We start from the raw sequence: 23,111 nt of genomic DNA, 5'->3' as shown, positions 1-23,111 counted from the left end.
GCCGTTTACTTTTATTACCGGCTCTGCTTTCTCAACAGATAAATAAAATACGGCGCGCCGATAAAGGTCGACAGCAGCCCCGCCGGGATCTGGTACGGGAACAGCACCATTCTTCCGCACCAGTCCGCCAGCACCAGCATTACCCCGCCCGTCAGGGCCGACATCACGATATGCGGCATCGTCCGGCGGAATCCCATCATTCTGGCAATGTGCGGTGCCATTAATCCGACGAAACTCAGCGGGCCAATGGTCATGGTTGCCGTCGCCGTCAGGCACGCAGCGAGCAGCAGCAGCGCGACGCGGGCTGGCGTCAGCGCCATTCCCACCGCGCGCGCGGTTTCCCCGCCGAGCGGCAGAATGGTCATCCAGCGGCGGCACAGCGGCACCATCGCCAGCAGCACGAGCATCACGCTTCCGGACCAGAGCACCTGGCTGCCGGTGGCGTTGTACGTCGAGCCGGAAATCCAGGTCAGGATCTTCGCCATACGCGGATCGCCGCTGGCCTGCAGCATCATCAGCAGCATGGTAAAGGCGGTGCTGAGCGCCATCCCAGCCAGCAGCATGCGGTGTGGCGAAAACCCGCCGCGACCGGAGGCTATCAGGATAATCATCAGCGTGACTGCCGCACCGATACTCCCGGCAGGCATCAGCCAGCCAAACGCGTTACCCGGCACGAAGAACAGCATTAGCACCACGCCAAAGGCGGCGCCGGAGCTGATCCCCAGCACTTCAGGGCTCGCCATCGGGTTGCCGGTCAGACGCTGAATAATACAGCCCGCCACCGCCAGCATCACCCCCGCGATCAGCGCAGCGAAGATGCGCGGCCAGCGCCACTGCAGCAGTTCATTGAGTAAATCTCCCGTGGCCCAGTGCCAGCCGGTTGCATCGCGCCCGAAAGCGAGCGCCGCAAAGGAAGCCAGCAACAGCACGGCCAGGCCCGCAAGGCTAAACCACAGCACGGACTGGCGCTCGGCGTAAACCTTATCGCCCGCATCCATCGCGGGCGCGCTGATGCTGCGCAGACGCGGCAGCAGCCACAGCAGCAGCGGCGCACCGATTAGCGCCGTCACCGAGCCCGTAGAAACTTCCATCCAGACGCGGGCCAGCCAGAGAATAATTTGATCGGAAAGCCAGAGGATCAGCGCCCCGATCAGCGGAGCCAGCATCAGACGCGCCAGAAGGCGACGCGCCCCGAGCATTTTCGCCAGCAGCGGCGCAAACAGCCCGATAAAGCCGATAATCCCCACCGCATTCACCAGCAGCGCGCTGAGCACAATCGCCAGCGCCAGCGCCGCCAGACGCGCCAGTGATAACGCCAGGCCCAGGTTACGCGCCACGCCATCATCCAGCCCCATCAGCGTTAACGGACGCAGCAGCAGCAGCGTCAGCAGCGCGCCACCAACCAGCTGCGGCCACAGGCGCTCAACAACGCTCCAGTCGGTCTGGGTAAGGGTGCCGGTACTCCACAAGAACATGCTTTGCAGCTGGTCGTGATGGAACAGCACCAGCAGCTGATTTATCGCCCCGCAATAGAGGCTGACCACCAGCCCGGCCAGGATCAGCGTAACCGGCGAAAGGCGTTTCCCCCAGGCCACGCCAAAGACCAGTGCCCCCACGACACACGCCCCCGCGAGGGCCGCAAACTGCGAGGTTAACGCGCCGGGCAATGCCCACAGCGTCGTGACGGTGATCCCAAGCTGCGCCCCGGTCGCGACGCCGAGCGTGGTCGGCTCCGCCAGCGGGTTGCGTAAAACCTGCTGGAACAGCACGCCCACCAGCCCTAAACCGGCCCCGACCAAAAGGGAGATCGCCAGACGCGGCAGCAGGCTGTAGTGGAACAGCATCTGCTGAATATTGTCGATATCCGGCGAGGCCAGCGCGACGCCCCACTGCGCGCGCGGTAACGCCGTCGAGAGATTGAACCCGGTGAGCACCAGCGCGGCCAGCAAAAGCGCGGACAGCAGCAGCAGCGGGAAACGGGCAATACGCTGACTCATGATTTGCCTCCCAGCGCGTTATCCAGCACGCGGGCAAAATGCATGGCCGACAGCGTCGCGCCGTAAAACCACACTGCGGGCGCGCGCTGGAAGCGCCCCTCGCGCACGAACGGCATCGCCTGCCAGAGCGGCGTCGCCATCAGGGCCTGCATGTCGCGTTCGTTGCCGTGGTCGAAGCACAGCACGTCCACATCGCGAAACGCCGCCAGACGATCGATCCCCACGGCGGTACTGCCCCAGAAGGTCATCTCCCCTTCCCAGGCGTTGCGAATGCCGAAGCTGTCCAGCACCTCCTGGAACAGGCAGTTTTTACCGAAGACCAGCACATGGCGGGCATCCAGCAGCGTTACCATCAGCAGCGGGCGATCGCCCCGGTGCGCGAAGCGCGGCTTAAGCGAGTCAATCAAAGCGTCAAATTCGTCGAGATGCTTTCTGGCCTCCCCCTCGCGGTTGAGGAAATGCGCCATCTCGTTTATGGATTTTTTCGCCACGGTCAGCGGTTTTTTACCGTCGCTAAAGGAAAAACCGCGCCCCGGCGCAATGCGCGCCATGATCTCTTCTGACGGGCCATAGCCCGCAGACCAGAACAGGAACGAGGGTTTCATCTGGGTAAGCAGCTCAAGGTTTGGCTCCGTACGCAGGCCGATGTCGATCACCGAGTCCGGCAGCTTCGGCTCGTTCACCCAGAGGTTATAGTTGGGAATATCCGCCACGCCGTAGGGCGTCACGCCGAGCGCCATCATCAGCTCGACCGGCAGCCACTCCAGGGCCACGATGCGGTGTGGATCGACGGCGGCACGCGCCGTATTCATTTTTAACAGCAGCGGTGAGAGGGCCATCGCCGTCAGCAGGCGACGGCGGCTAATGCGCATGTTGTCCAGCATCAGTAGACGAAGCTCACCGGTGCAGCCCCGGCAGGGTGAGGCAGAATACCCATCGGAATACCGTAAATATGTTCCAGCGTATCGCTGCGCATCAGCTCTGACGGCGTGCCCTGGGCAATCATTTCGCCGCCGCGCAGCGCCACAAGATAATCGCAGTAGCGCGCCGCCATGTTGATATCGTGCAGGACCGCAATAACCGTCAGGCCGCGCTGCTGGCTTAAGCGATGTACCAGCGCCAGCACGTCGACCTGATGGGCAATATCCAGCGCAGAGGTGGGTTCATCCAGCAGCAGGCAGCGACTGTCCTGCGCCACCAGCATCGCAATCCACGCCCGCTGACGCTCGCCGCCGGACAGGCTATCCACCAGACGGTGCGCCAGCGGCTTTAGCCCCACCAGCGCAATCGCCTCTTCCACTTTCTCCCGGTCGGCCACGCCAAAGCGTCCCAGCGCCCCGTGCCACGGATAGCGCCCAATCGCCACCAGCTCGCGTACCGTCATCCCTTCCGCCTGCGGCAGCTGCTGCGGCAGATAGGCCACTTTGCGCGCAAAGGCCTTGCTGCTCCAGCTCTCCAGCGGCTGGTCATCCAGCAGGATATCCCCTTCAGACGGCGGCTGATGGCGCCCCAGCATCTTGAGCAGCGTGGATTTACCGGAGCCGTTGTGGCCAATCAGGCCCGTCACTTTACCGGCCGGGAACGTCAGAGAGAGCGGATGCAGCAGCGTGCGTCCGGGTACGCGAAAGGAGAGATGATTGAGCGTGAAGGTGGTGTCGGATTGCGTTTGATTATCCTGCATATCAGCCAACTTAAATAAAAAGGGCACGGCGAACCGTGCCCAAAGAGCGGTTAGAAGCGGAAGGTCGCAGTGGCGACAACCTGACGTTCAGCACCCCAGAAGCAGCCGTAGGTGTTGAAGCAGCTGGCAACGTACTCGCGATCGAACAGGTTGTTCACGTGCAGCGCCACGTTCGAGCCAGCCATGCCCACGCGCGCCAGATCGTATCTGACCAGCGCATCAACCACGGTGTAGCTGCCTACCGTGAAGGTGTTCGCCGGATCGCCTTTGCTGGAGCCGGTGTAGCGAACGCCGGTACCCAGCGTCAGGCCGGACAGTGGGCCATCAAACATCGTGTAATCACCCCACACGGATGCCATGTGTTTCGGCACCTGGGCAGGCGTATTGCCTTTGTAGTTCGTATCGGTGGTGTATTCCGCATCGGTATAGGTATAGGAACCGACGACGTTCACGCTCGCCGACAGCGCCGCTTTCGCTTCCAGCTCAACGCCACGCGCGCGGATTTCACCGCCTTCAACGGAGAAGAAGGATCCCGCAGGGTCCGCCATCAGGTTATTGGTTTTGGTCAGCTGGTATACCGCACCGGTGACAACAATCGGACGGTCGTTCGGCACGTATTTCACGCCCGCTTCGTACTGCTTGCCTTTAGACGGTGCAAAGACGTTGCCGTTCGCTCCGGTCTGAGAAGCCGGTTCAAACGACTCACTGTAGCTGAAGTAAGGGGTGACACCGTTATCAAACAGGTAGTTAACGCCGCCACGCCAGGTAAACTGAGTGTCATCACGCGCGGAGGTGGTATTCAACACGCGGTTGTAAGACTCCTGATTGGCCCAGTCATAACGACCGCCCAGCGTCACCAGGACTTTATCCCACTCGATCTGATCCTGGGCATAAATACCGGTCTGCTTTTGCTTGTTCAGCACCTGATAGGCGCCTGACGGTCCAGGATGAGAACCGAAATCGAAGTCGCTACGATCGAGGTTGTAGATATCAGAGGGAGGAACGGAGCCGGCATAGCCAAACCACGAATCAATGTCATTGCGCATGCGCATGAAATCAACGCCCGTCAGCAGAGTATGATCGACAGAACCCGTCGCGAACTTGCTCTGCAGCTGCGTATCAACAGTGAAGTTTTCCAGCTTCTCGTTATCAATTACATACTGACGAGTCAGCGTGTGTCCCCACTGCGACTGAGGAACGCTCGCGCAAGGGCTGGATGCCGGATTGCTCGAGTAAAGCGGATCGGAACACATGCCGTAGCCGTAAACGCTGTTTTGCGAGGTTTTATTCTGCGCATAGCGCAGGTTCTGGCGCACGGTAAAGGTATCGTTGAATTCGTGGTCGAAGCTATATCCCACCATTTTCTGGTTACGGGAATAGGTGTTGTTCTTCGCGCCTTCGTTGAAGTTTGTCGGCAGACGATCGCCGTTTGGCAGCGGATCGACCGTCCCCTCTTTTGGCAGCCAGCCGTAGTAGCCCGTTTCAGGCTCGTTCTGGAAGTAAGAGAGGAACGTGAAGGTCGTTTTGTCGTCCGGACGCCAGGAGAACGATGGCGCGATAGCATAACGCTGCTCGCCTTTCCCCTCCTGCTGCGAGTTATTCGAACGCGCAACGCCCGTCAGACGGTATGAGTAAACGCCGTCATCGTCAATTGCATCGCTGAAGTCAAAGCCGGTCTGGAACAGGCTGTCGGTGCCCATCTTGAACTGAATTTCTTTCAGCGGTTCGGTGGTTGGGCGCTTGCTTACCATATTCAGCAAACCGCCGGGGCTGCTTTTGCCGTACAGAACGGAAACCGGACCGCGCATGATTTCGGCGCGCTCCAGCATGTAGGGATCAATCACCGCGTCGTTATAGAAGTTGCCCTGCATCTTCATGCCGTCGAGGTAATTGTTCTGGCTCTGACCGTCGGCCGCAAAGCCGCGAATCACCAGATAGTCATAGGTATTCGACGCACCGCGCGTGCCGACCGCTACGCCCGGCGTATAGCTCAGGGCTTCTTTCACCGAGCGAGGCTGGTGCAGCGCCATCTCTTCGGCCGTGACGACAGAAATAGACTGCGGCACCTTCTGGATTGGCGTGTCTGTTTTCGTGCCGGTAGCAGACTGTCTTGCCGCAATCGTCGCAGCAGGTCCCCACGCACTTTCCTGTGCTGCTGGTGCGGCCGTTACCGTAATGGTTTCTTCTTTTTTCGGGGTTTCGGCAGCATGTGCATACGCCGACATGCCGGCAACCGCTGTGGCGACGACGATCGCGATTTTACGCCGCGACGTGTTAATGGGCTGAGCAGTATTGGAAAGCGCCATGTTGAATCTCTGATGTGAAAGTGAATGATAACGTAAACGAGAATTATTATTATGAGCGCAAGAATAATAGGCGAAACGCCGGTTGCATAGCAAGCAATAAGCGGCCCTACGAGAATTAAGGGATTAAGAAATAACCAGATGAAAACAGGGGGTTAATGATGTTAGCGAAAGGATCGCCAAAACCCGCCGCAGCGGGTGGGTAGCATTAGCGATAAAACAGCTCGAACGTGGCGACAGCTTCGACTTTTCCGGGTCTGATCGGCCCCATTTTGACATAGCGCGCCTTAAGGGGGATCTCCACGGGCGCGTTGTCCTCCGTGGTGGTTAACGCGGTATAGGTCTGGTCGAACTGCAGCACATTGTTATTGTTGTCGAGAAGTTGAATGCCTAATCCCTGGGCGGCGGCATCGCCGGAGGCAATGTCCAGAATATTGTCGTTAATCAGCCCCGTCGATCGCGAGCTGACAAACTGATAATCCACCTTCGTCCCCGCCCTGCAGTCGTTTATTGCAATTTTAAAGCTGCTGTCAGTCAGTATGTCGGAGTAGTCTCCAACAAAATCCTGCGAGTTGACCGTTTTGAGCGGGACATAAATGTTACGGTCAACCAGGTTACAGGTGTTGGTTACGATATGAACGCTGGTGGGCGAAAAACGCATTTCGCCAATCACGGCCCCGCCTAGCGTATCCTGCGCGGTCAGGCGCGAGGTATCCACATCCCCTTCCTGAACTTTACCGATCACCACCAGCTGGGCGGCGGCGCGAAAGGTAACCGTATTATCAGAATAGCCATGAATGGAACCGTAATATTGCCAGGGACGCACTAAATCATCCTCAGTGTAGACGGGGAGCCGCTCGGTCGAGGCAGCCGCGCGGATACCAATACCCGGCAGGTTGGTTTTATAAACCCCGGGCAAAACGTCCTCGCGGGCGTCGGCGTCCGTCAGGGTTAAATAGCCGCGTCGGATCCTCTCGTCTGCGCCACCGCAGTGTATCGTGATGAGGTCGCTTTCGACGTTATTGTCATAGATGATGGTGCCGACAGGCGTATCGGGGTCGAGAATAATGGTCTGAGGAATTTGAAAGGTCACGACGCCGCCTTCCCCACCGCTGAAGGAACATTCGGCAAAAGCCGGATGGATCAACAAGGCGGATGCCAGCACGACGACTGAGATAAAGCTTCTAACCAGCATATTCACGCGCATTTACTCCTGCTTCAGCGGCAATTGACCGCGGTGTTAATAATTCCCTCGGCTTTGCCATCCGGCAAATCGATGTCCCCATGGCACTGTTCGTCGTGCGCCTCTCCCCACTGCGCGCTGAACGAGGTATGTCCCTTGAGCCCGGAGAGGTAGACTTCGCCCTCATCACCGACAATCGCGGTGGTGTTATCGAGCGCCACGATGGCGCCAAACGGCACCGGTTTCCCCTGGTGGCGCAGGGCGACCAGCGCGCGACGCCCAACGCGGGCGTCAAAGGTCGCCAGTATCGCCGCCCCTTTTGTCGGCACGAGACCTAACGTTGCCGCATCAATATCAATATCGCTGCGATCCTGCGTGTTGACCGTGAGGGTATTGTGTCGGTACGCCGTCAGCGACGGCACGATCGCATTGCCAAAGGCATCGGTATAAATGCCACGCCCGTTCTGAACGTTGACGTTATCTCCGTCGTCGATGTGGACAATCGCAAAGGCGTCCCGCACGGGCTGCCCCAGCGTAATGCCCTGTCCGTGGGCCACGATGGAACCCTGCGCGCTGTAGTTCCACTGCCGGTTATCCCCACCATAGCTGTACCCCATGCCAACCTCGCCGGACGAGCCGCGGTAGCGTCCTGATACGCTCGCACCATAGCCCGTATCCTTGTTGGCGTAGGTCTGCTGCAGGTTATAGCTCAGCTTGTTATCCTCAAGCGCGGTACCGCCGATCCCTACCTGGTGGGAGGCAAACCCATCGCCTGCGGTATTAACGCTGTAGTTAGCCCACGCGTTAGAGAGCCAGCGCGATAACGGGATGTTGACGTTCAGCGCCAGTTGCCGATCGGTATCGGCATCTGGCGTGCGGGTCAGGTTATAGCTTATCGACCAGGTAATATCCCGCCAGCTGGAGCTCAGCCCGGCGCTGACGCTGCGCTCATGACCGTCCATATCCCAGTAGTCCTGCTGATAGCCGTTAAGATACGCCGAGCCCCAGTCAGAAAGCTGCTGGGAAAGGTTTACCTGCATGCGGCTTCGGCGGTTGTTGGTTCTGCGATAGGTATAAATACCGTCATCAATCTCGCTGTCGCGCTGATCGATGGCCTCCTGGAAGGTATAAAACCCGGACGTGGAATAGCGGTAGCTGGCAAGCGTAACGGTGGTATCCGTATCGGGAATATCTTTCGAATATTGTGCTCGCCATGAAAGTCCGTTTGCGTCGTCACGCCCGTCGTCAAAGGCGGTTCGGGCGGAGGTGAGATCTACCGAGGCTGAGCCCAGACGGCCCAAATCCGCGCCAACGCCCAGCAGCAGCGCATGATACAACGACGCCCCCTGCGCACCGGTGTAGGCCGTTACGCCGTACGGCAGGCCATAAATGGCCGTGCCCTGCACGAAGGCAGGCTCCTCCTCCCCTTCATTACCACGATAACGTCCGGCCGCCAGCGAATACTTAAACCCGCCCTCGCGCTGGAGCACCGGCACCGAGGCGCTGGCCTGTATAAAGCTGTGTTCCGAGCCATCCGCCTCTTCAACGGTCACCTCCAGATCCGAGCCGGAGGCAACCTGGCTTAAGTCACGGATCTCAAACGGCCCCGGCGAGACGTTGGTTTGATAAAGGATGTAGCCGTTTTGCTTAATGGTGACTTTTGCATCGCTGTTGGCAATCCCCCGCACGACGGGCGCAAACCCCTGCTGGCTAACCGGCAGCATCGCCGTATCCGTCTCCAGCGTCATGCCGGTCATCTGCACGCTGTCGAACAGCTCGCTGTTGGTGTACGTCTGGCCCAGCTCAAGCTGGCTTTTGAGCGTTTTGATATCGCGCTGAAGGGTGGTGGCGATGGCTTCCCAGCTCGAGGCATCACTCCAGGTGCTGTTGTTACGCAGCCGCCACGCGCCGAAATTAAGACCCGACGTCAGGCCAAGCCAGGTGGATGAGGTTTGGCCGGTGCTGTAGTGCTGCTGAGAACCGCTGAGCTGATAGCTTGTCCACGCCACCGGGGCGCCGTCATCCCAGAATTTCGGGTTAATCGCGCCCGCAACCGCGCGGCTACGATATACCTGCGGAATGACCAGCGTCAGAGTCTGGTTATCCTGATTGTAATCGTAGCGAGCATGTTCAATAAAATGGGAGATATCCCGGATGCAGGTCGTGTCGTCGAGATCTTTAAGATCCGGAACGGCGTCGACGTTCACGCCGTATTCACGCAGGTCCGCTTTGGTTAGCTCCGGCAGAAGACGCTGCTTATCGTCAGAAAGCACATAGTTGACGACGCGTTTGTCCACGACGTCCCGATCCCACACGATGGTGGTGAGATAGCTTCCTGCCAGCAAGCCGTTATCGTTAATGAAGTTTTTGAGCGTAGCGGTATTTTCTAGCGGGGTATCCAGCTCGAGGATCCGCAGGTTGAATTCGTCATCGGCCCACGCAGGCGGGATCGCGGCGAACAGCACGAGCACAATCCCGGACAATACCTGCTTATGGTGAGAGGACGATGACATAGCATTCCAACACGATCTCGTTAAAGGGCCTGCTTGCGCTGAGGGGTTTGCGCCCCGAAATCATTGATTGCCGTCCAGGTCACCGCACCCGCCGCCCCTTTCGGCAACGCAAAACGCTGCTCGCTAAACGGCGCGACCATCATCGAGATGGCCCCCGGCGTGGCTTCCGTCTCTTCCACCGGTACGCTTTTCCCGCCCACGGCCAGGTCGCCAAAGGAGATGTAATACGGTGTCGGGTTTTTGGCGATAAGCGTGTCGCCCTGGCGACGGAACGTCATTTTTTCATCCGCCACCAGCGCATCGGCCTCTTTTAGCTGAGACGGGCGCCAAAAAAGCTTCAGCCGCGTTTTCATCGCGAACTGCAGGGTGTTTTTCTCTTTCAGCTCCGGGGACAGCGCGGAGACCGATTTCACATTCGCCAGGAACAGCGATTCGCGGTCTGACGGCAGGCTTTTTTTATCGCCGGTGAAAATAATGTGTAAAAGGGTTTGACGATTCTCCTGCAGCTTATAAACAGGAGGCGTAATAACGAAGGGCGCTTTGGCATTATTGACGTAGCTGACCCAGCTTTGCACCAGATAACGCGTATGCGGATCTTTATTTTTAAGGGCTATTTGTACTTCAGATTTATTTGAAGGATAAATAATACGCGTTCCGCCAAGAACCACGCTGGCCTGCGCTGACAGGCAAGAAATAACTAAACAACCACATAACAATTTAAATAAAGTCTTCATACTGCGTTCCAAATGGCAGCCGTGAAGGCTGCCTGTCATAATTTAGCGATACACAACCTCGAACGTTGCCGAAGAGGAATAATGGCCAGCGGTAGGTGCCGTATCGCCTATCTGAATCACCTTCGCGATATAGTTAAAGACCGACGCGGTGGCTCCTGTCTCATCGTTTGCCACATCGGTGCCCGCAGCGGGCACGGAGCCGTCAAACACCACGTCGCCTTTCGAGCCGTTTTCATTGCTGACGATAATGCCAACGTTGCTGGCATTGCCCGCGCCGCTGAGATCGTTTTTGAGCCGTTTTTTCGCGGCGTCCGTCGTCGTACCGCTGAACTTGAGGTTTAGCTTGGCAACCAGCGGGTCGCATTTTTTCACTTCGATCTTAAACGCTTTGGTGGTGCCCACCGCGCCGTCAGAGCCAAAGTCGGAAGGATAGGTATCGGCGAACGTCACGGTTGATGATGTCGTGCCGGAGCCGTCGACATTGATTTCACAGGTGTCAGCCACCACTTTTCCGGCAAAATTCACCGTGCCTGAATCGCTCGAGGCTAATACTGGCAGAGACAGCGCAGCCAAAATGCTTCCAGCCAAAAATGAAGAAATAACAGACTTGTTCATATTCATATCCTTATATATTCCGATGCAGTCATCCATTCCCGCCACTGTACAGTGCGTCAGAATGTTATTTAATCTTTTATATCACTCACGCCAGGCAATGTAGCCAGCGACATTTGAGGAAAACCAATAATTCCTTAAGAACATTACATCAGATTATTCTTGCGAGTGTCCAGACCGTATACAAACCAATCAAAAGCAAAAGCTCACAAGAGCATGTTTTAAATAAGAAATAACAAACCTTAGCAATTCTTAATTATGGATTTATTTTTATTAAAAAATTACAAACTGTGAATCATAAAAAAAGGCCGCTTTATAATAAAGCGGCCTTTTATTCAGCGAACTAATTAGTTACCGCCAAACATATCCTTAATCCAGCCGGCTACGCCATCGCTGTCCTTCTTCTCGTTCTGCTGTGGCTGCTGTTGCTGCGGCTGCTGAGGCTGAGAAGACTGGTCGAACGGGTTACCCGCTGGCTGTTCTGGCTGGCTTTGCTGGCACAGCGAGTCCGGATTGGTCGTCCAGACCGGCAGGGTACGCATCCCGCCGCCGCAGACAAAGTTACCGGAACCATCAACGCCCATATCCACGATATCTTCCGGCGCGACAAGGTTCAGCGGCACCGGGGACTGATTGGCCAGATAGCGCTGGTAAATCGACATCGCCCCGCTCGCCCCGTACAGTTTGGTCGGCTGGTTGTTGTCGCGGCCTACCCAGGTGATGACCACTTCGCGGCCATCAATACCGGCAAACCAGGTATCGACGTTGTTGTTGGTGGTCCCGGTTTTTCCCGCCAGATGCAGGCCCGGATACTTCGCCCCCAGCTGACGCCCGGTACCGCGCTGCACAACCTGCTGCATCGTCCACAGCGTCATATAGGCGGCCTGAGCCGGAACGGCGCGCTCCGCCTGCGGGAAGCTCTGATACAGCACGGAGCCATCTTCGGCAATCACCGAACGCAGGGCCGACAGCGGCGCACGGTTACCGCCGCTGGCGATGGTCTGGAATGCCTGGGCGACTTCGATTGGCGTCAGGTTCAGGGCCCCGAGGATCATCGCCGGCACAGGGTGCAGCTGATCTTTCGACACGCCCAGTTTTTGCCAGGTGTCGACAATCGCAGGCAGGCCCAGCGACATGCCCAGGTTCACCGTTGGCACGTTCATGGAGCGAGTCAACGCATCCACCAGCATGACCTGGCCGCTGAACTGTTTATCATCGTTCTGCGGGGACCAAACCTGGCCGTTAGGCTGGCGCAGGGAGATCGGCGCATCCGCAATCCAGGTATTCAGACGATACAGATTCGGCTGACTCAGGGCGGTGAGGTAGGTCGCCGGTTTTGCCAGAGAACCAATCGAACGGCGCGCCTGCATGGCGCGGTTGTAGCCTGCAAACTGCGGCTCGGCGCCGCCCACCATCGCGCGCACTTCGCCGGTGTTTCGGTCAACCACCACCATCGCGGTTTCCAGATCGGAGAGCTTGCGCTGCTTCTTCAGGGCCGGAATACCTTCCACCGCCGCTTTTTCCGCCGCGTCCTGGGCGACCGAGTCAAAGGTGGTGAAGATCTTCACGCCGGAGAGATCTTTGACCTTATCACCCAGCTTGCTTTGCAGCTCCTGACGCACCAGCTGCATAAACGCAGGCTGTGGCGAGATCACCCCACCGCGCGGCTGAACGCCAAGCGGACGCGCGCTCAGCATGTCGTACAGCTCCTGGTCAATCACCTGCTGTTGTTGCAGCAGACGCAGCACCAGGTTACGACGCTCCAGCGCCAGCTTCGGGTTACGCCACGGGTTGTAGATGGACGCCCCTTTCACCATGCCCACCAGCAGCGCCTGCTGGTCCAGGCTCAGCTCTTCCACCGGGCGGCCAAAGTAGTACAGGCTGGCCAGCGGGAAGCCGCGGATTTCGTTATCGCCGCTCTGACCGAGGTACACCTCGTTCATGTACAGCTCAAGAATACGATCCTTGCTGTAACGCGCGTCCATCAGCACGGCCATGTACGCTTCGTTGGCTTTACGCCAGTAAGAGCGTTCGCTGGAGAGGAACAGGTTCTTCACCAGCTGCTGAGTCAGCGTACTCGCCCCCTGCACGGTACGACCCGCGGTCAGGTTCGCCAGTACGGCACGGCCGATAGAGTAAAGGCTGATGCCGTCGTGCTCGTAGAAATGACGGTCCTCGGTTGCCAGCAGGGTATCCACCAGCAGATCCGGGAAGCCGTTACGCGCCACGAACAGACGCTGCTCGCCGTTTGCCGACGAGAGCATGGTGATCAGGCGCGGATCGAGACGGAAGAAACCGAACTGACGGTTGTTATCCATGTTCTCGATGGTGTCCAGACGATCGCCGTCAAAGGTCAGACGCGCGCGCACCTGGCCTTCTTTGCTGTCCGGGAAATCAAACGGACGGCGGATCATCTCGATGCTTTTCGCCTGCACGGTAAACTCGCCGGGCCGCGTCATTTTTGACACCTGGCGATACTGGGTGGCTTCCAGCAGCTTCACCATTTCGTTCTTCGTGATGGACATATCTGGCTCAAGGTTCACCATACGGCCATACACTGCCGCAGGTAGCTGCCAGACTTTACCGTCGATACGGCTGCGGATCTTCTGATCCAGGTACACGCCGTAAATTGCCATCAGCACAACAAAAACAATAAACAGCTTCAGCAGCAGCCAGAACCAGCCGCGTTTGCCCCGAGGCTTGCGCCCTTTGCCTTTTCCTTTACGCGGCATGGGTTCATCATCCTCATCATCGTCTTCATAGTCATCGTCATAGTCCTCATCTCTGAGGCGACGACGGCTTACTTTTTCTTTCGCCGGACGCGTGGGTTTTCCCTTACGTCCTATTGGCTCGCGGTCATTCCCCGCCATGCTTTTTCTCCGCAACGTTCAGGCGCAAAGGCCCGATTCTCATTTCTTCCACTGACCAGTGAAAGAAGAAATCTCTCAAAACAAAAGCAAAACGGTAACGATAGTTGCCGTTTTTAGTGTTTTCTCCCTCTCCCTGTGGGAGAGGGCCGGGGTGAGGGCATCAGGCCGCACTCCCCTTTTACGAATACTTCTTCGTTCGCCGCGTCGGCGCCGTATTCGCCGGATCGTCCGGCCACACGTGTTTGGGGTATCGCCCCTTCATCTCTTTCTGCACTTCACGGTAGCTGCCCGCCCAGAACGCACCCAAATCCCGGGTGATTTGTAGCGGGCGATGCGCTGGCGACAGCAGCTCAAGCACTAGCGGCACGCGCCCGTCAGCAACGGACGGCGTGGTGGCCTCACCAAACATCTCCTGCATCCGAACGGCCAGCGCCGGCGGATTATCCTCATGATAACGGACGGCAATCCGGCTTCCGGTCGGCACAGTGTAATGCCCCGGCAGTTCACTATCCAGACGTTGACGTAATGACCAGTCCAGTAAATTCTGTAACGCGGTCTTAACATCAATCGCCTTAAGGGCACGCAGGGAGTGCACGCCGCTCATTTGCGGCAGTAGCCAGCGCTCAAGCGTAGCCAGCAGCGTCTCATCATCCACAGCGGGCCAATCGTTTTCCGGTAACCACTTCGCGGCGCAGCGCAGACGAATGCGGTACTGCTCCGCTTCCGGCGTCCAGTTCAGGACGCTCAGCCCTTTTTCCCGGATACCGTTGAGCATCGCCTGGTGTAACTCCTCTTCCGACGGCTTCGCCAGCGGCGTCGTCCCGAGCGTCAACTTACCAATCTGGCTACGGCGAAACGCCTTCAGCGTGCCCTGGGCATCATCCCACTCGACGATGTCCGATTGCTTAAGCAGCTGCGGACAGGCTCGCGCCAGGGCGTCTATCTCTACCGCTACCGCCTGCAGGATGCGCGCATCCGGGGAGTGACTCCCCTGGAGCAGGAGCGGTGCAATCAGCCATTCGTGACGCGTCAGCGCATCATCGCTGTCCAGCATCGCCCCCATGCCGTTTGCCAGCTGGTAGCGACCGTCCAGCCCGCGCCGACGGGCAACCCTGTCCGGGAAGGCCTGCGCCAGCAGGAAGGCGATCTTATCGCTGTCGGGCGCGCCTCCCCGGCTATTCAGCCGTTTACACAGCTGCTGTGCCCGCTGCTGCCAGTTCCCCTGATTACGTGAAAAGGCCTGCCCCAGATCGCTGCTGCCCCCGCGCGGCGGCTCCTCAAGGATAGCCGCCAGTTTGGCCGCCGTGGCAATTTCATCGTCCCCCCGCGCGGCCACCAGCATCGCGGCCAGACGCGGATCGTTGCCCAGCGCCGCCATTTTCTGGCCGCGCGCCGTCAGACGCTCGCCTTCCAGCGCGCCAAGCTCCGTTAACAGATTGCGCGCGGCGGCAAGGTTCACCACTGGAGGGGCATCAAGCCAGGTGAGCTGCTCGGGGTTCGGACAGCCCCACTGCAGCAGATCCATCACCAGGCCTGACAGATCGCTTTGTAAAATTTCCGGCGTGCTTTGCTGCGCAGCGCGCTCGGCCTGCTCCGCGCTGGTCAAATGCAGGCAGATACCCGGCTCAAGACGCCCCGCACGGCCCGCGCGCTGCACCATCGACGCCTGGCTGATGCGCTGCGTCAGGAGTTTCGTCAGCCCGGTACGCGGGTCAAAGCTTGCCACCCGCTCCTGCGCGCTATCCACCACCAGGCGAATACCTTCAATGGTCAGGCTGGTTTCAGCAATGTTGGTGGCCAGCACCACCTTGCGCTGCCCCGCCGGGGCGGGAAGAATGGCTTTACGCTGCTCCTGAAGCGACAGCGCGCCGTAGAGCGGGCAAAGCAGCACATCGCCACCTACGCGGGAAGAAAGCTGTTCCTGCACGCGCTGGATTTCACCGACGCCCGGCAAAAACAGCAGCAGGGAACCCGCTTCCTGACGCAGCAGCTCGGCGGCGGCAATGGCGACCGCCTCGTCAAAGCGCTGATGCGAGGGAAGCGGTTGAAAGCGGCGCTCAACCGGAAAGGCCCGCCCTTCCGAGCTGATGACCGGCGCATCGGGCAGCGTCTGCCGTAGCCGCGCGTTGTCCAGCGTGGCCGACATAATAAGCAGCCTAAGATCGTCGCGCAGCCCCTGCTGAACGTCCAGCAGCAGCGCGAGGGCCAGATCCGCCTGCAGGCTGCGCTCGTGGAACTCATCCAGGATCACCAGCCCGACGCCGGTCAGCTCCGGATCGTTTTGCAGCATGCGGGTGAGAATCCCCTCGGTGACCACCTCAAGCCGCGTGGTCGCTCCAACGCAGGTCTCGGCGCGCATCCTGTAACCTACGGTTTCGCCCGGCTTTTCATTCAGCAGTTCCGCCAGACGCTGCGCCACGTTGCGCGCGGCCAGCCTGCGCGGCTCCAGCAGGATAATTTTCCCGCTGATGTTTGCGTCTTTCAGGATCTGCAGCGGCAGCCAGGTGGACTTGCCCGCGCCCGTCGGGGCATTCAGCAAAACCTGCGGGGCATGGCGTAAGGCAGCGAGAAGCTCGGGAAGAATGACGGCGACCGGCAATGAGGACACTAACAGCTCCAGAGGGTTAACATTAGTCGGCGTACATTGTAGCATCGGCGCATATCATTACCGAGTCCTCCGTATGCCCGAGTCGAAACGGCTGTTTTTTGCCATTGAATTGCCCACCACGATACAGCGTCAGATTGTTCGCTGGCGCGCCGATCGCTTCCCGCCGGAGGCAGGCCGCCCCGTAGCGGCGGCCAACCTGCACCTGACGCTGGCCTTTTTGGGCGACGTCAGCCCCGAAAAACAGGGGGCGCTAGCCGCCATGGCCGGGCGGATTTCTCAGCCGCCGTTTACGCTTCATCTCGACGACGCGGGACAGTGGCTGCGTTCGCGCGTGGTCTGGCTGGGCACGCGCCAGCCGCCGCGCGGTTTGTTACAGCTGGCAAATATGCTGCGCGCGCAGGCGGCCCGCAGCGGCTGTTATCAGAGCCCGCAGCCATTTCATCCGCATATCACGCTGCTGCGCGATGCCGGTCAGGCCGTTGCCCTCCCGGCCCCGGGCTTTCACTGGGCCTTCCCGGTCAATGAATTCGCGCTTTATGAATCCGTCTTTGCTCAAGGACGCACACGCTACACGCCGCTGCAGCGCTGGACGCTGGGCGACACCGAAAGGAATTCTGATGAAGTTTAGTCCTCCCCTGCAGCACGCTACGCTTGTCCAACGCTACAAACGCTTCCTCGCCGACGTGGTGACACCTGAGGGGGAAACGCTCACTCTGCACTGCCCCAATACCGGAGCCATGACCGGTTGCGCCACGCCGGGTGACACGGTCTGGTATTCCACATCAGAAAATACTAAACGTAAATATGCCCATACCTGGGAAATGACTGAAACCCAAAATGGGGCATTTATTTGCGTTAACACCCTGCGCGCAAATCAGCTGGTTAAGGAAGCGCTGACCCATGGCACAATTCCCGAACTGGTCGGTTATGGCACGCATAAAAACGAAGTGAAATATGGCGATGAAGGCAGCAGAATTGACTTCATGTTACAGGCAGAAGACAGGCCGGAGTGCTATATTGAAGTAAAATCAGTGACGTTAGCGGAGCAGGAAAACGGCTTCTTCCCGGATGCGGTCACGCTACGTGGCCAGAAGCACCTGCGAGAGCTAATGAGTGTTGCGGCGGCGGGCAAACGCGCCGTATTGCTGTTTGCGGTGTTGCATTCAGCCATTGAACGTTTCTCCCCTGCCCGCCATATCGATCCTAAATACGCGCAATTGTTGAATGAGGCACAAAAGCAGGGGGTAGAGGTTTTCGCTTATAAAGCGGAACTTTCTGCCGATAATATGACTCTGAGATCCTCTCTTCCCATTGTCTTATAAGGGATTAGACGATTGACGATTAAGTGTTCTGGCCGCGTGCGCAAATACGCTTTTCCTCACAGGCTTGTCAAGTGTTACGTTTAGATAATTGCCATCCGGAAAAGCATCTGCTATTTATAGCGACCTGATTTTTCCCCCAACACGGGGATCGATAGTGCGTGTTAAGGAGAAGCAACATGCAAGAAGGGCAAAACCGTAAAACATCGTCCCTGAGTATTCTCGCCATCGCTGGGGTGGAGCCGTATCAAGAGAAGCCGGGCGAAGAGTATATGAACGAAGCCCAGCTGTCGCACTTCAAGCGTATTCTTGAAGCATGGCGTAATCAACTCAGGGATGAAGTCGATCGCACCGTTACTCATATGCAGGATGAAGCTGCTAACTTCCCAGATCCGGTAGACCGTGCCGCTCAGGAAGAAGAGTTCAGCCTCGAACTGCGTAACCGTGACCGCGAGCGCAAACTGATCAAAAAGATCGAGAAAACGCTGAAAAAAGTCGAAGACGAAGATTTTGGCTACTGCGAATCCTGCGGTGTTGAAATTGGCATTCGTCGCCTGGAAGCGCGTCCAACCGCCGATCTGTGCATCGACTGTAAAACGCTGGCCGAAATCCGCGAAAAACAGATGGCCGGTTAATACCAGCGCTGTTTACCCACTCAAAGGCGGGAGTCTCTCCCGCCTTGTTACCGTTGATATGTCTGAATCACACTATATTGGGCGCTTCGCGCCATCTCCTTCCGGTGCATTACACTTCGGCTCATTAATTGCCGCGCTCGGCAGCTACCTGCAGGCTCGCGCCCGTCGGGGAAAATGGCTCGTCCGCATTGAAGATATTGACCCTCCGCGTGAAGTTCCCGGTGCAGCAGAGACGATTCTGCGTCAGCTGGAACATTACGGTCTTCACTGGGATGACGAGGTTCTGTGGCAGTCAAAACGCCACGAAGCGTATCGGGAACGTCTGGCCTGGCTCGCTGAGCAGGGGCTTTCCTATAACTGCACCTGCACCCGTGCGCGTATCCAGAGCGTGGGGGGCGTCTATGACGGCCACTGCCGCACGCTTAACCACCCTCCGGAAAACGCCGCCGTGCGTATTAAGCAGCGCTCCCCGGTGACGCGCTTTAACGATTTACTCTCCGGCGAGATCCATGCCGATGAACGTCTCGCGCGTGAAGATTTTATTATTCACCGTCGTGATGGCCTGTTCGCCTACAACCTTGCCGTGGTGGTGGACGATCGTTTTCAGGGCGTGACGGAAATTGTGCGCGGGGCGGATCTGGTCGAGCCGACCGTGCGGCAAATCTCGCTGTATCACCGGTTTGGCTGGACGGCGCCGGACTATATTCATCTGCCGCTGGCGGTCAATGCGCAGGGCTTAAAATTGTCAAAGCAGAACCACGCCCCGGCCCTGCCGGACGGCGATCCGCGTCCTGTTTTGATCGACGCGCTGCGATTTCTCAACCAGAATGTAACCAACGAATGGCAGGATCTGCATATTGACGAACTGCTGAAAATGGCCGTTGCCAACTGGACGCTCGCGGCGGTGCCAAAAATCCAGCATTCTCAAATGCGTTGCGCTGAGCTATGATTAGCCGCTTTTTTCATAACAAAACACACTACGAGGTGTACCATTTTTACCCGAGTCGCTAATTTTTGCCGTAAAGTGCTAAGCCGCGAAGAGAGCATGGCGAACGATGCTATTGCGCAGCCACACATGTCGGTTATTCCGCGTGAGCAGCACACTATTTCCCGCAAAGATATCAGTGAAAATGCCCTCAAGGTGCTCTATCGTCTGAATAAAGCGGGCTACGAGGCCTATCTCGTGGGCGGTGGAGTGCGTGATTTACTGCTGGGCAAAAAACCCAAAGATTTCGACGTGACGACCAGCGCCACGCCTGAGCAGGTGCGCAAATTATTCCGCAACTGCCGTCTCGTTGGCCGCCGCTTCCGCCTGGCTCACGTGATGTTTGGGCCGGAAATTATCGAAGTGGCGACCTTCCGCGGCCACCACGAAGCGGGCGCGTCCGATCGCACCACGTCGCAGCGCGGCCAGAACGGCATGCTGCTGCGCGACAATATCTTCGGCTCTATCGAAGAAGATGCCCAGCGTCGCGATTTCACCATCAACAGCCTGTATTACAGCGTGGCGGATTTCACCGTGCGCGACTACGTCGGCGGTATGCAGGACCTGAAAGAGGGTCTGATTCGCCTGATCGGCACGCCGGAAACGCGCTACCGTGAAGATCCCGTGCGCATGCTGCGCGCCGTGCGTTTCGCCGCCAAGCTCAATATGCGCATCAGCCCGGAAACGGCAGAGCCTATTCCGCGTCTGGCGACGCTGATCAACGACGTGCCGCCTGCCCGCCTGTTTGAAGAGGCGCTGAAGCTGCTGCAGGCCGGTCACGGCTTTGACACCTATAACCTGCTGCGCGAATACAACCTGTTCCAGCCGCTGTTCCCGACCATTACCCGCTACTTCACCGAAAACGGTGACAGCCCAATGGAGCGGATGATTGCGCAGGTGCTGAAAAACACCGACACCCGCATTCGCAACGACATGCGCGTGAACCCGGCGTTCCTGTTTGCGGCGATGTTCTGGTATCCGCTGCTGGAAACGGCACAGCGCATTACCCAGGAGAGCGGGCTCGCCTATTACGATGCCTTCGCGCTGGCCGCCAACGACGTGCTGGACGAAGGGTGCCGCACGCTCGCCATTCCGAAACGTATTACCACCCTGGTGCGCGATATCTGGCAGCTTCAGCTGCGCATGTCCCGTCGTCAGGGCAAACGCGCCTGGAAGCTGATGGAGCATCCTAAATTCCGCGCCGCGTTCGATCTGCTGTCGCTGCGGGCCGAAATTGAAAGAAACCAGGAGCTGCAGCGCCTGTCACAGTGGTGGGCCGAATTCCAGGTCTCCGCCCCGCCGGAGCAAAAAGATATGCTTACCGGGCTGGATGAAGAGCCGGAACCGCGTCGCCGCCATCGTCGTCCGCGCAAGCGCGCGCCGCGTCGTGAAGGGACAGCATGACCCTCGCGTATATCGCCATCGGCAGTAATTTAGCCTCTCCGCTGGAGCAGGTTAATGCTGCCGTACAGGCGCTGGGCGAGATCCCACAGAGTCAGATCGTGGCGGTCTCCTCGTTCTACCGCACGCCGCCGCTGGGCCCGCAGGATCAGCCTGATTACCTGAACGCTGCCGTGGTGCTGGAAACAGGCCTCGAGGTAGAAGCGCTGCTGGATAACACCCAGCGCATCGAGCTACAGCAGGGACGCGTGCGCAAAGCCGAACGCTGGGGTCCGCGCACCCTCGATCTCGATATTATGCTGTTTGGTCATGAGGTTATTCATACCGATCGCCTCACCGTTCCGCATTACGACATGAAAAACCGCGGGTTTATGCTCTGGCCGCTCTTTGAAGTCGCTCCCGATCTTACTTTCCCGGACGGTACCTCGCTAAAGACCATTTTGGAAAACCTCAACGCGGAAAAACCCGCACTCTGGTGATCCTCTCCACCCACCGATTGACCGCGAAATAATTGTGGTTAATCGGTTGCCTAAAATCATTGTTCCCTCGAATGTTACTGTTAGAATGCGCAAAGATTCGCTTTTGGGCTATCAGGAAACAGTATGAAACCAACCACCATCTCCTTACTGCAGAAATGCAAACAGGAAAAAAAACGCTTCGCCACCATCACCGCGTATGACTACAGCTTCGCCAAACTCTTTGCCGAAGAGGGTATCAACGTCATGCTGGTGGGAGATTCGTTAGGGATGACGGTACAAGGACATGATTCCACCCTGCCGGTCACGGTTGAGGATATCGCTTACCATACCCGCGCCGTGCGCCGGGGTGCTCCAGCCTGCCTGCTGCTCTCCGATCTGCCGTTTATGGCCTACGCCACGCCGGAGCAGGCGTTTGAAAACGCGGCGGCTGTGATGCGTGCCGGTGCTAATATGGTCAAAATTGAGGGTGGCGCCTGGCTGGTGGAGACGGTGAAAATGCTCACCGAACGCGCCGTGCCGGTGTGCGGCCATTTGGGCCTGACGCCGCAATCCGTCAACATCTTTGGTGGATATAAGGTACAGGGCCGCGGTGACGCCGCCCAGACGCTGTTTGATGATGCCCTGGCGCTGGAAGCCGCGGGTGCCCAGCTGCTGGTGCTGGAGTGCGTGCCGGTTGAGCTGGCGAAGCGTATCACCGACGCGCTGTCCATTCCGGTCATTGGTATTGGTGCGGGCAACGTCACCGACGGCCAGATTCTGGTAATGCACGACGCCTTTGGCATCACCGGCGGGCATATTCCGAAGTTTGCCAAAAATTTCCTCACCGAAGCGGGCGACATGCGCGCCGCGGTCAGGCAGTATATTGCCGACGTTGAATCCGGTGTTTACCCGGGTGAAGAACACAGTTTCCATTAAGGAGTCTCGTTGTGCTAATCATTGAAACCCTGCCGCTGCTTCGCCAGCATATCCGCCGCGCGCGTCAGGAAGGTAAACGTATCGCACTGGTCCCGACCATGGGCAACCTGCATGACGGCCATATGAAGCTGGTCGACGAAGCCAGAGCCCGCGCGGATATCGTGGTGGTCAGTATCTTCGTAAACCCCATGCAGTTTGACCGCGCCGACGACCTGGCGCGCTACCCGCGCACCCTGCAGGAAGATTGCGAGAAGCTCAAAAAACGCCATGCGGATATTGTCTTCTCTCCGGCGCCGTCGGACGTCTACCCTCAGGGCACCGATGAGGCCACTTACGTTGACGTACCGGGCATTTCCACCATGCTCGAAGGCGCCAGCCGCCCGGGCCATTTCCGCGGCGTGTCGACCATCGTCAGCAAGCTGTTCAACCTGGTACAGCCGGACGTGGCCTGTTTTGGCGAGAAAGATTTCCAGCAGCTGGCGCTGATCCGCAAGATGGTGGCGGATATGGGTTACGATATCGAGATTGTCGGCGTACCGATTGTGCGCGCCAAAGACGGCCTGGCGCTCAGCTCGCGAAATGGCTACCTGACCGCCGACCAGCGTAAAATCGCCCCGGGCTTAAGCAAGGTCATGAACGCCATGGCGGAGCAGCTTCTGGCAAAAGAGCTGGCGGCAGAAGAGATTATCGCCCTCGCTGAACAGGCGCTGAACGATAAAGGCTTCCGCGCTGATGATATTCAAATTCGCGATGCCGACACGCTTCTGGAGCTTGTACAGACCAGCAAACGTGCGGTCATTCTGGTGGCGGCATGGCTTGGTCAAGCCCGCCTAATCGACAACAAAGTGGTTGAACTGGCGTAGGTTTTCCTGGCCG

At 58.2% G+C, this 23,111-nt stretch carries 18 protein-coding genes; 8 read left to right on the top strand and 10 right to left on the bottom strand.

Going from position 1 to position 23,111, the window contains the following annotated elements; genetic code table 11:
- Positions 1-14: 14 nt before the first annotated feature.
- The 10 genes from fhuB to hrpB form a co-directional block, all read right to left on the bottom strand.
- Complete coding sequence (gene fhuB / locus FY206_RS04665; RefSeq protein ID WP_032644122.1) at positions 15-1,997, bottom strand: Fe(3+)-hydroxamate ABC transporter permease FhuB; 1,983 nt, start codon at positions 1,995-1,997, stop codon at positions 15-17.
- Positions 1,994-2,881, bottom strand: a complete 888-nt coding sequence (gene fhuD / locus FY206_RS04660; RefSeq protein ID WP_045889934.1) for a Fe(3+)-hydroxamate ABC transporter substrate-binding protein FhuD — start codon at positions 2,879-2,881, stop codon at positions 1,994-1,996. The genes fhuB and fhuD overlap by 4 nt, the downstream gene beginning before the upstream one ends.
- Positions 2,881-3,678, bottom strand: a complete 798-nt coding sequence (gene fhuC / locus FY206_RS04655; RefSeq protein WP_032644120.1) for a Fe3+-hydroxamate ABC transporter ATP-binding protein FhuC — start codon at positions 3,676-3,678, stop codon at positions 2,881-2,883. Before fhuC ends, fhuD begins: the two co-directional genes overlap by 1 nt.
- A gap of 50 nt (positions 3,679-3,728) precedes the next feature.
- Positions 3,729-5,984 (bottom strand): ferrichrome porin FhuA, encoded by a 2,256-nt coding sequence (gene fhuA / locus FY206_RS04650; protein WP_045889933.1) that lies wholly within the window; start codon positions 5,982-5,984, stop codon positions 3,729-3,731.
- Between the two features lie 205 nt (positions 5,985-6,189).
- On the bottom strand, positions 6,190-7,176 hold the full coding sequence (locus tag FY206_RS04645; protein WP_229267842.1) for a fimbrial protein: 987 nt from the start codon (positions 7,174-7,176) through the stop codon (positions 6,190-6,192).
- Positions 7,177-7,199: 23 nt separating this feature from the next.
- Complete coding sequence (locus FY206_RS04640; protein ID WP_077064274.1) at positions 7,200-9,677, bottom strand: fimbria/pilus outer membrane usher protein; 2,478 nt, start codon at positions 9,675-9,677, stop codon at positions 7,200-7,202.
- A 20-nt stretch (positions 9,678-9,697) separates the two neighbouring features.
- Positions 9,698-10,411 (bottom strand): fimbrial biogenesis chaperone, encoded by a 714-nt coding sequence (locus FY206_RS04635; RefSeq protein WP_032644117.1) that lies wholly within the window; start codon positions 10,409-10,411, stop codon positions 9,698-9,700.
- 42 nt (positions 10,412-10,453) lie between these two features.
- Complete coding sequence (locus FY206_RS04630) at positions 10,454-11,062, bottom strand: fimbrial protein (protein ID WP_050488837.1); 609 nt, start codon at positions 11,060-11,062, stop codon at positions 10,454-10,456.
- A gap of 308 nt (positions 11,063-11,370) precedes the next feature.
- Positions 11,371-13,893, bottom strand: coding sequence for a bifunctional glycosyl transferase/transpeptidase (mrcB, locus tag FY206_RS04625; protein WP_032644115.1), 2,523 nt, complete (start codon positions 13,891-13,893; stop codon positions 11,371-11,373).
- Between the two features lie 178 nt (positions 13,894-14,071).
- Positions 14,072-16,501 carry an ATP-dependent helicase HrpB gene (gene hrpB / locus FY206_RS04620; protein WP_032644114.1) on the bottom strand — a complete coding sequence of 810 codons (2,430 nt, stop codon included), beginning with the start codon at positions 16,499-16,501 and terminating at the stop codon, positions 14,072-14,074.
- 73 nt (positions 16,502-16,574) lie between these two features.
- Between hrpB and thpR the strand changes: the two genes are divergently transcribed.
- The 8 genes from thpR to panC all read left to right on the top strand — a co-directional run bounded on the left by thpR (position 16,575) and on the right by panC (position 23,098).
- A complete protein-coding gene (gene thpR, locus FY206_RS04615) occupies positions 16,575-17,129 on the top strand; it encodes an RNA 2',3'-cyclic phosphodiesterase (protein ID WP_032644113.1) in 555 nt (184 codons plus the stop codon).
- A complete protein-coding gene (gene sfsA, locus FY206_RS04610) occupies positions 17,119-17,823 on the top strand; it encodes a DNA/RNA nuclease SfsA (protein WP_032644112.1) in 705 nt (234 codons plus the stop codon). Before thpR ends, sfsA begins: the two co-directional genes overlap by 11 nt.
- Before the next feature lie 176 nt (positions 17,824-17,999).
- On the top strand, positions 18,000-18,455 hold the full coding sequence (dksA, locus tag FY206_RS04605) for an RNA polymerase-binding protein DksA (protein ID WP_001155232.1): 456 nt from the start codon (positions 18,000-18,002) through the stop codon (positions 18,453-18,455).
- A 58-nt stretch (positions 18,456-18,513) separates the two neighbouring features.
- Positions 18,514-19,404 (top strand): tRNA glutamyl-Q(34) synthetase GluQRS, encoded by an 891-nt coding sequence (gene gluQRS / locus FY206_RS04600; RefSeq protein ID WP_032644111.1) that lies wholly within the window; start codon positions 18,514-18,516, stop codon positions 19,402-19,404.
- Positions 19,405-19,446: 42 nt separating this feature from the next.
- Positions 19,447-20,844, top strand: a complete 1,398-nt coding sequence (gene pcnB, locus FY206_RS04595) for a polynucleotide adenylyltransferase PcnB (protein ID WP_077064275.1) — start codon at positions 19,447-19,449, stop codon at positions 20,842-20,844.
- The gene (gene folK, locus FY206_RS04590) at positions 20,841-21,320 is read left to right on the top strand and encodes a 2-amino-4-hydroxy-6-hydroxymethyldihydropteridine diphosphokinase (protein ID WP_032644109.1); all 480 of its coding nucleotides are present in this window, start codon (positions 20,841-20,843) and stop codon (positions 21,318-21,320) included. Before pcnB ends, folK begins: the two co-directional genes overlap by 4 nt.
- Before the next feature lie 123 nt (positions 21,321-21,443).
- Positions 21,444-22,235: a 3-methyl-2-oxobutanoate hydroxymethyltransferase gene (panB, locus tag FY206_RS04585; protein WP_032644108.1), complete on the top strand. Its 792-nt coding sequence runs from the start codon at positions 21,444-21,446 to the stop codon at positions 22,233-22,235.
- A gap of 11 nt (positions 22,236-22,246) precedes the next feature.
- Positions 22,247-23,098 (top strand): pantoate--beta-alanine ligase, encoded by an 852-nt coding sequence (gene panC / locus FY206_RS04580; protein ID WP_032644107.1) that lies wholly within the window; start codon positions 22,247-22,249, stop codon positions 23,096-23,098.
- Positions 23,099-23,111: the final 13 nt, after the last annotated feature.

The sequence above is a fragment of the Enterobacter chengduensis genome, from assembly GCF_001984825.2.
In the GTDB taxonomy this organism is placed as follows: domain Bacteria; phylum Pseudomonadota; class Gammaproteobacteria; order Enterobacterales; family Enterobacteriaceae; genus Enterobacter; species Enterobacter chengduensis.
This window is presented reverse-complemented; position numbering and strand designations above follow the sequence as displayed.

Excerpts from the sequence above, each read along its gene's own strand:
- sfsA (WP_032644112.1), top strand. The coding sequence starts at position 17,119 with ATGAAGTTTAGTCCTCCCCTGCAGCACGCTACGCTTGTCCAACGCTAC.
- FY206_RS04640 (WP_077064274.1), bottom strand. The coding sequence starts at position 9,677 with ATGTCATCGTCCTCTCACCATAAGCAGGTATTGTCCGGGATTGTGCTC.
- panB (WP_032644108.1), top strand. The coding sequence starts at position 21,444 with ATGAAACCAACCACCATCTCCTTACTGCAGAAATGCAAACAGGAAAAA.
- fhuD (WP_045889934.1), bottom strand. The coding sequence starts at position 2,881 with ATGCTGGACAACATGCGCATTAGCCGCCGTCGCCTGCTGACGGCGATG.
- dksA (WP_001155232.1), top strand. The coding sequence starts at position 18,000 with ATGCAAGAAGGGCAAAACCGTAAAACATCGTCCCTGAGTATTCTCGCC.
- mrcB (WP_032644115.1), bottom strand. The coding sequence starts at position 13,893 with ATGGCGGGGAATGACCGCGAGCCAATAGGACGTAAGGGAAAACCCACG.
- fhuC (WP_032644120.1), bottom strand. The coding sequence starts at position 3,678 with ATGCAGGATAATCAAACGCAATCCGACACCACCTTCACGCTCAATCAT.
- fhuB (WP_032644122.1), bottom strand. The coding sequence starts at position 1,997 with ATGAGTCAGCGTATTGCCCGTTTCCCGCTGCTGCTGCTGTCCGCGCTT.
- folK (WP_032644109.1), top strand. The coding sequence starts at position 20,841 with ATGACCCTCGCGTATATCGCCATCGGCAGTAATTTAGCCTCTCCGCTG.
- thpR (WP_032644113.1), top strand. The coding sequence starts at position 16,575 with ATGCCCGAGTCGAAACGGCTGTTTTTTGCCATTGAATTGCCCACCACG.
- fhuA (WP_045889933.1), bottom strand. The coding sequence starts at position 5,984 with ATGGCGCTTTCCAATACTGCTCAGCCCATTAACACGTCGCGGCGTAAA.
- FY206_RS04645 (WP_229267842.1), bottom strand. The coding sequence starts at position 7,176 with ATGCTGGTTAGAAGCTTTATCTCAGTCGTCGTGCTGGCATCCGCCTTG.
- gluQRS (WP_032644111.1), top strand. The coding sequence starts at position 18,514 with ATGTCTGAATCACACTATATTGGGCGCTTCGCGCCATCTCCTTCCGGT.
- FY206_RS04635 (WP_032644117.1), bottom strand. The coding sequence starts at position 10,411 with ATGAAGACTTTATTTAAATTGTTATGTGGTTGTTTAGTTATTTCTTGC.
- FY206_RS04630 (WP_050488837.1), bottom strand. The coding sequence starts at position 11,062 with ATGGATGACTGCATCGGAATATATAAGGATATGAATATGAACAAGTCT.